This is a genomic window from Halorientalis sp. LT38, from assembly GCF_037031225.1.
GTDB lineage: Archaea > Halobacteriota > Halobacteria > Halobacteriales > Haloarculaceae > Halorientalis > Halorientalis halophila.
In genome coordinates, this window is record NZ_JAYEZN010000001.1 from 2286571 (window position 1) to 2299677 (window position 13107).

General features: G+C 68.0%; 11 protein-coding genes. 6 read left to right on the plus strand and 5 right to left on the minus strand.

From position 1 onward, the window contains the following. Window position 1 precedes the first annotated feature (1 nt). The 3 genes from U5918_RS11775 to U5918_RS11785 form a co-directional block, all read right to left on the minus strand. Window positions 2–1006 (minus strand): AAA family ATPase, encoded by a 1005-nt coding sequence (locus U5918_RS11775; RefSeq protein WP_336001554.1) that lies wholly within the window; start codon window positions 1004–1006, stop codon window positions 2–4. 65 nt (window positions 1007–1071) lie between these two features. Continuing rightward, window positions 1072–2208, minus strand: coding sequence for a DUF7282 domain-containing protein (locus U5918_RS11780; RefSeq protein WP_336001555.1), 1137 nt, complete (start codon window positions 2206–2208; stop codon window positions 1072–1074). Window positions 2209–2389: 181 nt separating this feature from the next. After that, window positions 2390–4747, minus strand: coding sequence for a DUF7282 domain-containing protein (locus U5918_RS11785; RefSeq protein ID WP_336001556.1), 2358 nt, complete (start codon window positions 4745–4747; stop codon window positions 2390–2392). 265 nt (window positions 4748–5012) lie between these two features. On the opposite strand from U5918_RS11785, the gene rnz reads away from it, so the two are divergent. The 3 genes from rnz to U5918_RS11800 all read left to right on the plus strand — a co-directional run bounded on the left by rnz (window position 5013) and on the right by U5918_RS11800 (window position 8466). Then, a complete protein-coding gene (rnz, locus tag U5918_RS11790; protein ID WP_336001557.1) occupies window positions 5013–5954 on the plus strand; it encodes a ribonuclease Z in 942 nt (313 codons plus the stop codon). Window positions 5955–5985: 31 nt separating this feature from the next. After that, window positions 5986–6402: an HIT family protein gene (locus tag U5918_RS11795; protein ID WP_336001558.1), complete on the plus strand. Its 417-nt coding sequence runs from the start codon at window positions 5986–5988 to the stop codon at window positions 6400–6402. 87 nt (window positions 6403–6489) lie between these two features. Then, complete coding sequence (locus U5918_RS11800) at window positions 6490–8466, plus strand: DUF460 domain-containing protein (protein WP_336001559.1); 1977 nt, start codon at window positions 6490–6492, stop codon at window positions 8464–8466. Window position 8467: 1 nt separating this feature from the next. Here U5918_RS11800 and U5918_RS11805 read toward each other — a convergent pair whose 3' ends face one another. Further along, entirely contained in the window at window positions 8468–8662 is a 195-nt protein-coding gene (locus tag U5918_RS11805) for a DUF7470 family protein (RefSeq protein WP_336001560.1), read from the minus strand. A gap of 161 nt (window positions 8663–8823) precedes the next feature. Between U5918_RS11805 and U5918_RS11810 the strand changes: the two genes are divergently transcribed. Continuing rightward, window positions 8824–10587: a carboxypeptidase-like regulatory domain-containing protein gene (locus tag U5918_RS11810; protein WP_336001561.1), complete on the plus strand. Its 1764-nt coding sequence runs from the start codon at window positions 8824–8826 to the stop codon at window positions 10585–10587. 45 nt (window positions 10588–10632) lie between these two features. On the opposite strand, the gene U5918_RS11815 is transcribed toward U5918_RS11810, so the two are convergent. After that, a complete protein-coding gene (locus U5918_RS11815; protein WP_336001562.1) occupies window positions 10633–11700 on the minus strand; it encodes a zinc-dependent alcohol dehydrogenase family protein in 1068 nt (355 codons plus the stop codon). Window positions 11701–11906: 206 nt separating this feature from the next. On the opposite strand from U5918_RS11815, the gene eif1A reads away from it, so the two are divergent. Continuing rightward, window positions 11907–12191, plus strand: coding sequence for a translation initiation factor eIF-1A (gene eif1A, locus U5918_RS11820; RefSeq protein WP_336001563.1), 285 nt, complete (start codon window positions 11907–11909; stop codon window positions 12189–12191). Window positions 12192–12258: 67 nt separating this feature from the next. Beyond that, on the plus strand, window positions 12259–13107 hold the full coding sequence (rio1, locus tag U5918_RS11825) for a serine/threonine-protein kinase Rio1 (protein WP_336001564.1): 849 nt from the start codon (window positions 12259–12261) through the stop codon (window positions 13105–13107).

The window sequence follows — 13107 nt, forward strand, 5'->3', positions numbered from 1 at the left end:
GTCACTCGGCGAGTTTCGTCAGCAGGTGCGAGACGTGGAGCCGGTCGTTGGTCCCCTCCGTCAGGTCGAGATCGATGTCGCCGGCGAGGCGGTGGAGTCGCGCCAGCCGGTCGGCGTCGTAGCGCGAGCGGGCCACCCGGAGCACGTCCGCCAGCACTTCCTCGCCGCTGTACCCCTCCTCGACGAGCAGGTCGTCGAGGGTCTTCCGGGCGTCCGTGAACGCGCCGGCCTCGGCGTCGTCCAGCATCTCCTCGATCCGGTCGTCCGTGCCCACCTCGCCCAGCGCCTCGTAGGCGGTCTCCATCGTGACCTCGCCCTCGGTCTCGGCGGTGGTCTGGGCACCCAGAAGCGCCGACCGGAGGTCGCCGTCGGCGTACCCGGCGACGTACTCCAGGCCGTCGTCGTCGAAGTCGACCTCCTCAGCCTCGACGACCGACCGGAGCACGGCGACGGTCTCGTCGTGGGTCGGGGCCCGGACGGGGACGGGGAAACACCGCGAGCGGATCGGCGGGATCAGCGCCGAGGGCTGGCGGGTGGCGATGACGAACTGCGTCGTCTCGTAGTACTGCTCCATCACCCGGCGCAGCGCCTGCTGGAAGTCCTCCCGGATCGACTCGGCGTTGTCGAGCAGGACCGTCTTGTACTCCCCCGAGACCGGCGAGTAGCTGGCCGACTCCTTGAGTACGTGATTGATGAGGTCGGCCTTCGAGGAGTTGCGCCGGCGCTTGGGCGTGATGAAGGAGGCAAAGCGGGGGTCCTCGCTCAGTTCCTTCTTGGTCATCCCGAAGAAGTCGTCGACGTTGATGACGACGAAGTCGTTGTCGGGGTCGGCGTGTGTCTCGCGGGCGAGCGCCCTGACCGCCGCGGTCTTCCCGCTGCCCTTGGGCCCGTGGACGATGAGGTTGAGCGGTTCGTCGACCGCCCGCCCCAGCGACTCCCGGACCCCGGACTGCGGCAGGTCGTCGATGTCCGGCGCGTGCGCCTCTGTCCACAGCGGGGCGTCCATCGGGGTCGGATAGGGGGACCGACGGTAAGAATCGGTCGGTCGCCGGTCACCTCGACGGCCCGCGATCAGGCCTCGCCGTTCTCGCCATCGCCGTCACCGTTGCCCTCGTCGTCACCGTTGCCGCCCTCGTCGTCGTCGCCATCATCACCGTCTCCGTCCTCGCCGTTGTCGTCACCGTTCTCGTCTTCCTCTCCGTTCTCCTCGTCGCCGTTCCCGTCCGCTTCCTCGTCACCGTCGTCGGCCGCCTCGTCACCGTTCTCTTCGTCGTCTTCGCCGTCTTCCGCATCGCCGTTCTCGTCCTCGGCACCGTCGCCGTTCTCGTCATCCCCGTCCTCGCCGTCCGCCTCGTCGTCCTCGTCTTCGGGGGTATCGTCGTCCGCGCCGTCTCCGTCGATGATATCGTCCTCCGTATCGGGGGTGTCAGGACTCTCGTCGTCGGGCGATTCCCCGTCTTCGATCGGGGTGTCCGGGGCGGTCGTCGTGGTGTCGGTCGTCGTGGTATCGGTCGTCGTAGTCGTGGTCGTGGTCGTCGTGGTGTTGTTGGTCGTGGTCGTCGTCGTGGTCTCGTCATCGTCATCGTCGTCATCGTCGTCGTCATCCTCGTCGACGATCACGACGTCGCCATCGCCATCGCCATCGCCGTCGTCTTCGTCGTCCCTGTCATCGTCGTCTCCGTTCCCATCGCCGTCGTCGACGCTCACGAGCGCGCCGTCCATGACCGGCCAGCCGGGGTCGGTGAGGTAGGGCGGGTCGGTCTCGCCGTCGCTACTGACGAAGTCGAAGCTCTCGTTGCCGTTCGAGTCCTCGTGGGCCATCGCGATCAGGAACTCGTCGTCCTGGAGCTCGGACCGGTCGAACTCCTGGCCCGGCACCTCGTACAGATCGACCTCGACGTCCTCGTACGTGCCGGGTTCGAGGTACTCGGAGACGCCGATCACGCTGCCGGTGATCTCGCCCTCGACGAGGCTATCGTCGTGGATCACGACGTACCCGCCGTCGGGGAGGCTCACGTTGTCGACCGTGACCGTCTGGCCGTCGCTCTCCTGGTCGTCGAAGGTCACGCTCGGCTCGTCCGGCTGGGTCTGCTGTGCGATCTGGGACTGTCTCGGCCCGCTCGCACCGGCGTTGACCGCCATCGCCCCGCCAACGCCGAGGCCCAAGACGACGATCGCGACCGTCGCTGCGAGTACGCGCTGTCTCATGTTCGTCAGCCCGCTCCACGGAGACGCGATTAAACGCCGGCCACCGTTGCAGGGGCGTTCACGTCCCTCGACAACTGGAACCCGGCCTTACTCGCCGGGTAAGGCGGCGTTTCGACCGTTGCACGAGCGGACGGGCGGCGAAAAAAGCGACGAGTCGGGTCGGATTCGGGCGCTCGGGCCCTCAGGCGACGCTCTCGACGACGATGCGGCCGTCGTCGGTGACGGCGTCTCCGTCAGCGTCGACGTAGGGGCCGTCCTCGGAGCCGTTCGTCGCGACGAAGTCGTAGCTCTCGTTCTCGTCAGTGTCGAGGTGGGGCATCGCGATCAGCGTCTGGCCCTCCTCGAGCCGATCGGTCTCGTACTCCACGCCCGGGACGTCGAAGAGCGTGATCGTCACGTCCTCGGACTCGCCGGGCTCGAGGTACTCGGAGACCCCGACGACGCTGCCGAGCGCGTCACCGTCCGCGAGCGAGTCGTTGTGCAGCGTCACGAACCCGCCCTCGGACATGTTCACGCTCTCGACGGTGACGGTCGTCCCGTTGGTCGCCTGATCCTGCAGGCTGACCGTCGCCATCGGCGCGTCCTCGTCCTCTTCGGCCGGCGTTTCCGTCTCGTTCTCCTCGGTGACCGGTTCTTCGGTCAGGTTATCTTCTGTCTCGTTTTCCTCGGTTGGCGTCTCCTCGGTTACCGTCTCCTCGTCCGGCGGTGCAACAGGGACCGGTTCTTCAGTAACGTTCTCCTCGGTGGTCGGCTCCTCGGTCACGTTCTCCTCGGTCACGTTCTCCTCGGTCTCTGTCTCGGTCTCGGTGGCGGGCGTCTCGGTTTCCGTCACCGGCTCCTCGGTGGTCGGCTCCTCAGTCACGTTCTCCTCGGTCTCTGTCTCTGTCTCTGTCTCGGTCTCGGTCTCGGTGGCGGGCGTCTCGGTTTCCGTCACCGGCTCCTCGGTTTCGGTCTCCGGCTCTTCGGTTTCCGGTGCCTCGGTTTCGTTCTCCGCGTCTGCGTCTTCGACGGTCACGTTGGCTACGTCGAGAACGACGTCCCCGTCAGCGTCGACGTAGGGGCCGTCGGCCTCGCCGCCGGTCGCGACGAAGTCGTAGCTCTCGTTCTCGTTGGTGTCGAGGTGGGGCATCGCGATCAGCGTCTGGTTCTCCTCGAGCGTCTCGTTCTCGAGGTCGGCTCCGAGCACGTCGAATAGCTCCACCTCCACGTCCTCGTACTCACCGGGCTCGAGGTAATCGGAGACGCCGACGACGCTCCCGACCACGTTCCCGTCGAGCAGCGACGCGTCGTGGATGGCGACGAAGCCGCCAGCCTCGACGCTCACCGACTCGATGGTGACCGTGTCGTTCTCAGCGGTCTGGTTCTCGAAGACGATCGTCGCCTCGGGCGGTGCCGGCGCGAGGTAGATGTCCGCGAAGGCGCCAGCGGTCGCCGTAAAGACGCCGTGGGTGTAGTTGCCCGGCGCGACGCCCGAGGAGTTCACCTCGAGCGAGACGGTCTCGGACTCACCGGCGTCGAGCGTGACAGACTCGCTGTCGACGATCGGACCGGCGAACCGGAAGTAAACCGTCTGGGTCGCCGCCGCGTCGTTCGGGTTCTGGACCGTCGCGTTGACGGTCACGGTGTCACCGACGGTGGCGTTCTCCGGGGCCTCCAGGTCGGTCAGCGCGAAGGACTCCTGGAGGGTGATCTCGCCCAGTGCCCAGTCGTCCGCCGTGAACACGCTGTGGCGGTAGTCGCCGGCGCTGAGGTTGTACTGCCCACTCTGGACCGCGAAGTTGACCGTCGCTTCCTCGCCGGCGTCGACGCTCACGTTCCGGTTGTCGACGAGCTGGCCGTCGACGCGGAACTCGACGCGCTGGGTCGTCGCCTCCTCACCCTGGTTCTCGACCGTCGCGGTGACGTTCAGCGTCTCGCCGACGGTCGCGTTGGTCGGTGCCTCGAGGTCGGTGATCAGCAGGCCGTCGCCCTCGGTCGCGTTCTCGTCGTCGGTTACGTTGGCCTCGTCGGGCGGTCCGGCGTCCTCAGGCGGCCCGGCGTCAGCCGGCGGGCCGGGTTCGTCTTCTTCGTCCTCGTCCTCGGCCTCGTCAGCGTCCTCGGCGGTGACGGTGGCGCTGTCCGTCACGGGTTCCTCGGTCGTGTAGGGGACGTCCTCTTCCCCGTCGGACTCGACGAACGTGAACGCCTCGTCGCCGTCGGTGTCCTGATGGGCCATCGCGATGTACTCCTCTTCGTCCTCGACGTCGGTGTCGAGTTCGACCTCGATGTCCTCGGACTCTCCGGGTTCGAGGTACTCGGAGACGCCGACGACGTCACCGGCCTCGCCGTCGTCGGACTCGTGGATCACCACGAAGCCGCCGTCGGGGAGGGTGGCCGAGTCGACGGTGACGGTGTCACCGTCGACGGACTGGTCTGTGAACGATACGGTCGCCGTTTCCTGTGCCTGCGCGTCGAGCGCTCCCGCGGGGAGGGCCGCCGCCGTCCCGAGAGAGAGCGCGACGACGCCGACGAGCAAGATCGCGTACTGTCGTGTATCCATGATCCGCGTCCGAACCCCAGGGAGTTTGGGCGGATAAACCGGTCAGTTACTTCAACTCGTTTCACTGTCGAATTATGAACGTACGGTGACTGTAACGTGTCTAGGACGCGATTTATCCGCGGACGAATGCGTGGAACCGAATAAGACCGCCTTTCCGGCCGAAAATCCAGCGTTGTGGGCCGCGAAACGTTCGCAACTCGCAGGAAGTCCGCAGCCAGTGGGACGTTTCGAAGCGGGTTTACCCCCGCCGGCCGACATTCGTCGTATGCACGTGACCTTCCTCGGGACCAGCGGGGCCGTTCCGACGACCGCGCGCAATCCGAGCGCGGTGATGGTCCGACGGGAAGGCGAGCGCTTCCTCTTCGACGCCGGCGAGGGGACCCAGCGGCAGATGATGCGCTTTTCCACCGGCTTCGCCGTCTCCCACGTTTTCGTCTCCCACCTCCACGGCGACCACGTCCTCGGCATCCCCGGCCTCCTCCAGACCTGGGACTTCAACGACCGCGAGGAGCCCGTCGCCATCCACACGCCGGGCGGCACGCGCCGCCGGATCCGCGATCTGATCACCGTCACCGGGAACGAGCCCTCCTTCCCGGTCCGGATCCACGAGGTCACGCCCGGCGACGTCGCCCTCGACGGCGAGGACTTCGAGGTCCGGGCGATCGCGACCGACCACCGCGCCACGTCGGTCGGGTACGCCCTCGTCGAGGACGACCGCAAGGGCCGGTTCGACCGCGAGAAGGCAGAGGAGGAACTCGGGATCGAGCCCGGCCCGGAGTACAGCAAACTCCACAGCGGCGAGTCGGTGGAACTCGACGACGGCACGGTGGTCGAACCCGAGGCGGTCGTCGGCCCGCCCCGTCCCGGACGGCGCCTGGTCTACACCGGCGACACCAGCCCCACCCAGAGCGTCGTCGAGGCTGCCGAAGAGGCCGACCTGCTGATCCACGACGCGACCTTCGCCGAGGACCGCCGCGAGCGGGCCGGCCAGACCGGGCACTCGACGGCGAAACAGGCCGCCGAGATCGCGAACCGCGCGGGGGCGAAGCGACTGGCGCTGACGCACGTCTCGACTCGCTACGCCGGCCAGGAGGGTCGACTGGAAGACGAGGCCCGCGAGGTGTTCGAGGGGGATGCGTTCCTCCCCGACGACGGCGACGAACTCGACGTGCCGTTCCCCGACGCCGACGGCCCGGACGAGGACTGAACTTTTTCTCGTCGGCCCCCGACTCGCCGGTATGGCCGACGACTGCCCCTTCTGCGCCATCGTCGACGGCGACGCGCCGGCGAGCGTCGTCCGCGAGACCGAGGACACGCTCGCGTTCATGGACATCGCGCCCGTCACCGAGGGCCACGCGCTGGTGATTCCGAAGGCCCACTCGGCCGGCCTGGCCGGTCTCGATCCCGACACGGGTGGCGAACTCTTCAGGGTGAGCCAGGAGATCGCGGCGGCGCTCCGTGCGTCGGACCTCCCGACCGACGGGATCAACCTCTTCCTCGCCGACGGTGCGGTCGCGGGTCAGGAAGTGTTTCACGTCCACCTGCACGTCATTCCGCGGACCGAGGGGGACGACGTGGCGCTGTCCTTCGAGCGCTCTCACCCCGAGCGCGAGCGACTGGACGCCCTCGCCGACGGGATCGCGGCCGAACTGTAGCCCGTCGAAACTCGGGGCCGTCCCCCGACCGGGGACCACGACCCGGCACGAAATTTATATCTCGCAGGACCCTACGGTGTGGTAGTCGTGAACGCCCGCACGCGAGCGCTCGACGCAGTCGTCTTCGGGGTCGACGTCCAGAGCGGGGACGTGAGAGGGGACGCGCCGTCCTACGCACTCGTTGCCTTCGACGGAGAGTCCGTCAGCCGTGACGTGGTCTCCCGGCGGAAGCTCCGTCGGCTGATCGAAGACCGGGAACCCGCCATCCTCGCCACGGACAACATGTACGAACTGGCCGCGGACAAGGACGCCCTGATCCACTTCCTCGGCGAACTCCCCGACGAGACGAAACTCGTCCAGGTGACCGGCGCCGAGCGGCCGGAACCGCTCTCCCGGGTCGCCGGCCGGCACGACGTCCCCTACGCCAAAAAGCCCATGAAGGAAGCCGAGGCCGCCGCCCGGCTGGCGGCGATGAACGTCGGCCAGGAGGTCTCGGCCTTCACGAACACCACCCGCGTGAAGGTGGCTCGCGGGCGCTCGACGGGCAAGGGCGGCTGGTCCGAGGACCGCTACACCAGGCGGATCCACGGATCGGTCAAGACGCGCGCACGCGAAGTCGAGTCGGAACTGGACGAGGCCGGCCTCGACTACGAGCGGGACGTGACCGAGAAGTACGGCGGGTTCTCGAACGCCATCTTCGAGGTCGAGGGCCGGCCGACCGACGTGCCGGTGTCGGCCCACCGGTCGGGCGACGTGCGCGTCGAGATCGAACGCGAGCGCCGCGACGGCATCGAGTTCCGGCCGCTGGCCAAGCGCCGGGACCACGTCATCGTCGGGATCGACCCCGGCACCACCACCGCGGCCGCGGTCGTCGACGTCCACGGGAAGGTACTGGACGTGTTCAGCACCCGGACGGCGGACACCGCCGACGTGATCGAGTGGATCATCGAGCGCGGCCGCCCCATCGTCGTCGCGGCGGACGTCGAGCCGATGCCCGAGACCGTCGAGAAGATCCGGCGGAGCTTCGAGGCCGCCGCCTGGATCCCGACCCGCGACCTGCCGGTCGACGAGAAGAAACACCGGACCCGGGAGGCAGGGTACGACGACGACCACCAGCGCGACGCGCTGGCCGCCGCCCTCTCCGCCTTCGACGCGCACGAGGACCAGTTCGAGCGCATCGCGGAGAAGGTGCCGCCGCGTCACGACCTCGGGGACGTGCTGGCCCGGGTCGTCGCCGGCGAGGAGTCCGTCGAGGCCGTCCTCAGGGAACTCGAACGCGACCCGGAGGAAGCGTCGGAGTCGACCGAACACATCGCCCGGGAACTCACCGCCGAGGAGAAGAAGATCAAGCGCCTGGAGGCGCGGGTCGACCGGCTTGAGTCACACAACGAGGACCTGAAAGAGACCATCGCGCGCAAGGACGACCGGATCGAGGAGTACGAGGAAGAGCTATCCGAGGCCCGTCGGGAGGAGCGCCGCGAGGCCCGGGAGCGCCGGGAGATCACCAGGCTCGAGCGGGAGAACGAGCGCCTGGAGCGCGAAATCGAAGACCGGGACGATCGCCTCGAGGAACTCGAGGGGAAACTCGACCGGCTCAAGTCGCTGTGGAAGCTCGACCACTCGAACTTCGCGGACGTGGCGAGCGAGGACACGGATCTCGTCCCGGTGAAGGTGATCGAGGAGTTCACCACGGGCGCCATCGAGCACGCAGACGAGGCCTACGGGCTCGCCGAGGGGGACGTGATCTACCTGCGGGACGGGAGCGGTGCCGGCCGGTCGACGGCCCAGCGCCTGGCGGACGTGAACCCGCGGGTGGTCGTCCGGGACGGCGGTCGGCTCTCGGAGGTGGCCGACGACCTGCTCTTCGAGCACGACGTGCCGGTCGGACCGGCCGACGACGTCCGGGTCCAGGAGGTCGACGAACTGGCAGTGGCCCGCGAGAGCGAGATCGAGGCCGTGATCGACGACTGGGAGCGCCGCGCGGAGGAACGGGAGAAACAGAACAACGAGCAGATGGTCGACCGGTTGATCAGCGAACACCGGGCCGATCGGCCCGAGAGCTGAGTCAGGTGACGTCCTCGATGCCCATCCCCAGGGCGCCGAGTACCGACGTCACGAACCCGTACGCCACGAGCAAGAGCCCGGCCACCACGAACGCGATGCCGCTGGCGACGTAGAGGCTCTGCGTCGCCACGACCCCGATGCCGCCGAGCAGGAGCACCAGTCCTGCGACCCCGGCCGTCCCGATCTTACCACGCATAGATCCCTCTCGCCACTCGGGTAGCTTAAACGCGGTGACTCGTCCCGGACCCGCCGACAGCCGCAACCGGCGCGGGAACTGCACGACGGCAGGGCGATCGGCAATACATCACCAAACCATACAGAAAATTTTTATCTATATCTAAACGAAATTAATGCGCTATGGGGGAGAGATGGACGATGACGGTCGTTGCCGTCGTCGCGCTCGGAATCGTGGCCGTGGGGGCCGCGGGGACCGCGGGGGCGGTCGGTGGCCCGACCGTCGACGGTGATCGCGCGGCGATCGGGGGGGTACAGACGAACGAGACGAACACCACAGGGGGCACCGTCGCGGGGACGGTGACCGACGGCGACGGTTCGCCGGTCGCGAACGCCACGGTGACCGTCGGGGAGACGGCCACCACGACGAACGCGACGGGCGGCTACGCGGTGGAACTGGCCGAAGGGTCGTACGCGCTCGCCGTGTCCGTCGACGGCGAGCAGGTCGCGACGCGGTCGGTGAACGTGACCGCAGGCGAGACGACCGTCGTCGACGTCAGCGTCACTGTCACCGCGACGGTCCGCGGGACCGTGACGGACGTCGACGGGGAGCCGATCAGTTCGGTGTCCGTCGATCTGCGTGAACCGGGCGGGTTCGAGGACACCGCCGGGTTCCCCGACGAGTACGTGGCCCGGACGCAGCCGGCCGCCGACGGGAGCTACGAGCTCGCGGTCGAGGCGGGCGAGTACGTCCTCGGCGCCGGGAGCGTCGAGTACGCCCTCTCGGTGACGAACGTCTCGCTCTCGCCGGGCGAGACGCTGACCCGGAACCTCACGCTCGAACGGGCCGACGGCGGGATCACCGGCACCGTGACGGACCAGGCGGGGACGCCGATCGCGAACGCGACGGTGGGCACGCTGAACGGCACCGCGTCGACCACCACCGGCGCGGACGGGACGTTCGACCTCACACTGGCCGCCGGCGAGTATACGGTCGTCGCCGACGCCGACGGCTACCGGGAGACGACCCATCCGGTGATCGTCCAGTCGGGCGTGACCGTGGCCTTCGACCCGACGCTCACCGCGGTGAACGAGTCCCAGTCGCCGCTCACCATCGCCATCGACGGGACCTCCGGTCCGGTGGCGCCCGGCGACACGCTCGCGGTCGACGCGTCGGTGACCAACGTCGACAGCGAGTCGGTCGGGCGGACCGTGACCCTCGACGTGGCCGGCGAGGCCGTCGACGACACGTACCTCTCGGTGCCGGGGGGCGAGACCCAGTCGGTCACGCTCCTCTGGACGACCAGCGCGGACGACGAGGGGAGCTACACCGCGACGGTCCGGAGCGAGGACGCGACCGCGTCGACCCTCGTCAGCGTCGATCCGTCGCTGAACGGCACCGACGGTGACACCGGTGACGAGAATACCACCGACGGGTCCACCGGCACCGACGACGGGTCCGACGGCACCGACACGGACGACGGGACCGACCCGAACTTCGACACGGGTGAGGAGTCCGCCCTCGGCTTCGACACGGGCGGGGCCGAGGACGTCAGCCCGGACTTCGACACGGGCGACGGCTCGGGCGACTCGGGGCTGAACTTCGACACGGGAGACGACTCGGGCGACTCGGGGCTGAACTTCGACACGGGAGACGACTCGGGCGACTCGGGGCTGAACTTCGACACGGGAGACGACTCGGGCGACTCGGGGCTGAACTTCGACACCGGCGAAGGGTCGGATGGCGCGCTGAACTTCGACACCGGCGGGGGGTCGGACACCGGGCTGGACTTCGCGACGGGCGGCGACTCGGGCGCCATGACCTTCGACTTCGGGACCGAGACCTCCGGGTTCGGCTTCGAGTTCGAGGGATCGGACTCGACGGACGGGCTCTCCTTCCCGACCAGCGGCGCTGACCAGTCGCTGGACTTCGAGACTGGGAACTGAGAGGGTCGCGGCCCTCTTTCGACGGCGAGAAAACGAACGAACCGCTCAGAACTCGTTGCAGACGGGGATGCCGACGGTCTCGTAGTTGCCCATGTTGCCGATGACCTCCGGGACCTCCTCGAGGGAGACGGTCTCGGTGACGATCTGGCCGGGGTCGATCTTGTCGCGGGCCATCATGCGGAAGATCTGGTCGTACTCGTTCGGGGGCATGCCGAACGAGCCGTAGAACTCGCGTTCGTCCATGACCATGTTGTCGACGGGCAACTCGACGTTCCCGTTGTTCTCGCCGGTTGTCAGCCCGATCTGGAGGTGCTGGCCGGCCTTCCCGAGGGAGTTGACGGCGGCCTTGCAGGTCTCGGCGACGCCCAGCGCGTCGACGGCCACGTCGACGCCGCCGGTCCCGTCGACGTGTGCCTTGACCGCCTGGGCGGTGTCCTGCACTTCCGAGGCGTTGATGATCTCGTCGGCGCCGAGGCCCTCGGCGGCCCAGAGCTGTTCGTCCTTGATGTCGACCGCGATGACGTTGGCGCCGAGCGCGTCGGCGATGTGGACCGCGGAGAGGCCGACCCCACCGCAGCCGTGGATGGCGACCCAGTCGCCGGGCGTGACGTCGACGCGGCTGACGAGGCCGTGGAACGCGGTCGCGAACCGACAGCCGAGGCCGGCCACGGAGACCGGGTCGACGTCGTCGGGCAGTTTCACGACGTTGTGGTCGGCCTCGCGGACGGGGAAACGCTCGGCGAAGGCCCCGGGGGCCATCTGCAGGAAGCCGAGGGGGACCATCCGGTCGCAGATGTTCCCGCGGCCGTCACGGCAGTGCTGACAGGTGCCGTCGGAGAGGTTGAACGGGACGGTCACCATGTCGCCCTCGCGGAAGCGTTCGACGTTTTCCCCCACCTCGACGACGCGGCCGGCGGGTTCGTGCCCGAAGATCAGCCCCTCCGTCGGGACGACGCCGATGTGGCCCCAGTCGCCCTTCCAGGCGTGCCAGTCGCTCCGGCAGATCCCACAGGCCTCCGTCTCCACGACCACCTGGTCCTCGTCAGCTGTCGGTTCCGCCACGTCCTGGATCTCGAGCGGCTCTTCGACCCCCTGAAAGACTGCTGCTTTCATACACCACCCTTCTATAGAGACTCCGTAATAAAACATTGGTAGGCCTTTTCATACCCCGTTCTTTTCAGGGTTAACTGGTTATATACGGGCGTTTTTCTTGCGGTGTGGTAGCGTGTCGGTTCGGCGGGCGGTCGCCCCGAATCCGGGCGCTCGACCCCGTCCGATTCTTGAAAAACTTAAACCGTCTGCCCGCCCAACTGGCGTCTATGAGCGACAACGAGGGGCGTACGGACCTCAGGATGCCAGAGGAGGACGAGGTCTTCGCGGTAGTCGTGGAGATGCTCGGTGCGAACCGGGTGCGCGTCAGATGCATGGACGGCGTCGAACGGACCGCCCGCATCCCCGGCAAGATGCAGAAACGCATCTGGATCCGGGAGGACGACGTGGTCCTCGTCGAGCCGTGGGACTGGCAGGACGAGAAGGGCGACATCTCGTGGCGCTACGAGAAACAGGAGGCCGACCAGCTCCGCCAGGAGGGCCACATCGAGTAGTGTCCGTGTCACAACGCCGGGCGCGCAGCCGCGACGGGCCCACGGGACGGCGACGCCGGAGGCAGTCGTGACGGCCGAGTTCGACCTCGTCGACGCCGAGGACGTCGACTCACCGGGCGACGAGTGGGAGGAGATCGACGTCAGCGACACCGAAGCCGACCGGATCGCCCGCAAGCGCGACCGGGAGTTCAGCGACTTTCGCGAGCGGATCAAGGACGCAGACCAGTTCAAGGTCGAGGCCTCCGTCTTCGACGACGCCACCTTCGGCGCCCTCTACAAACTCGTTCAGGACGGTCACATCGACGCCTTCGGCGGCCCCATCTCGACCGGCAAGGAAGCGAACGTCTACTCGGCGCTGGGCGGGGACGACGAAGTCGCGGTCAAGGTCTACCGGATCAACGCCTCCGATTTCCGGGACATGCGGGGCTACCTCGACGGCGACCCCCGCTTCGAGGGCATCGGCTCGAACAAGAGTGACGTGGTCAAAGCCTGGGTCCGAAAGGAGTACGCCAACCTCAAGCGCGCACAGGCGGCCGGCGTCCGGGTCCCCGAACCGATCGCCGTCGAGCGCAACGTCCTCGTGATGGAACTGCTCGGGATCGACGAGGGCCGGGCCAAGCGACTCGCGGAGGTCCACGTCGAGAACCCCGAGACGGCCTTCGAGGTCGTCCGCGAGTACATGCGCCGACTCCACGACGCCGGCCTCGTCCACGGCGACCTCTCCGAGTACAACATCATCCTCCACGGCGAGGAACTCGTCGTCATCGACCTGGGGCAGGCGGTCACCGTCCACCACCCCAACAGCCGCGACTTTCTCGAACGGGACTGCCACAACGTCGCCGCGTTCTTCCGCCGGCAGGGCCTCGAGGTCGACGACGACGACTTGCTCGAATTCGTCACCGGCGGCGACGAGTGA

What these genes read in the sequence shown, in the direction of transcription:
- U5918_RS11775 (WP_336001554.1), bottom strand. Translation starts at nt 1,006, where the DNA reads ATGGACGCCCCGCTGTGGACAGAGGCGCACGCGCCGGACATCGACGAC.
- U5918_RS11780 (WP_336001555.1), bottom strand. Translation starts at nt 2,208, where the DNA reads ATGAGACAGCGCGTACTCGCAGCGACGGTCGCGATCGTCGTCTTGGGC.
- U5918_RS11785 (WP_336001556.1), bottom strand. Translation starts at nt 4,747, where the DNA reads ATGGATACACGACAGTACGCGATCTTGCTCGTCGGCGTCGTCGCGCTC.
- rnz (WP_336001557.1), top strand. Translation starts at nt 5,013, where the DNA reads ATGCACGTGACCTTCCTCGGGACCAGCGGGGCCGTTCCGACGACCGCG.
- U5918_RS11795 (WP_336001558.1), top strand. Translation starts at nt 5,986, where the DNA reads ATGGCCGACGACTGCCCCTTCTGCGCCATCGTCGACGGCGACGCGCCG.
- U5918_RS11805 (WP_336001560.1), bottom strand. Translation starts at nt 8,662, where the DNA reads ATGCGTGGTAAGATCGGGACGGCCGGGGTCGCAGGACTGGTGCTCCTG.
- U5918_RS11810 (WP_336001561.1), top strand. Translation starts at nt 8,824, where the DNA reads ATGGGGGAGAGATGGACGATGACGGTCGTTGCCGTCGTCGCGCTCGGA.
- U5918_RS11815 (WP_336001562.1), bottom strand. Translation starts at nt 11,700, where the DNA reads ATGAAAGCAGCAGTCTTTCAGGGGGTCGAAGAGCCGCTCGAGATCCAG.
- eif1A (WP_336001563.1), top strand. Translation starts at nt 11,907, where the DNA reads ATGAGCGACAACGAGGGGCGTACGGACCTCAGGATGCCAGAGGAGGAC.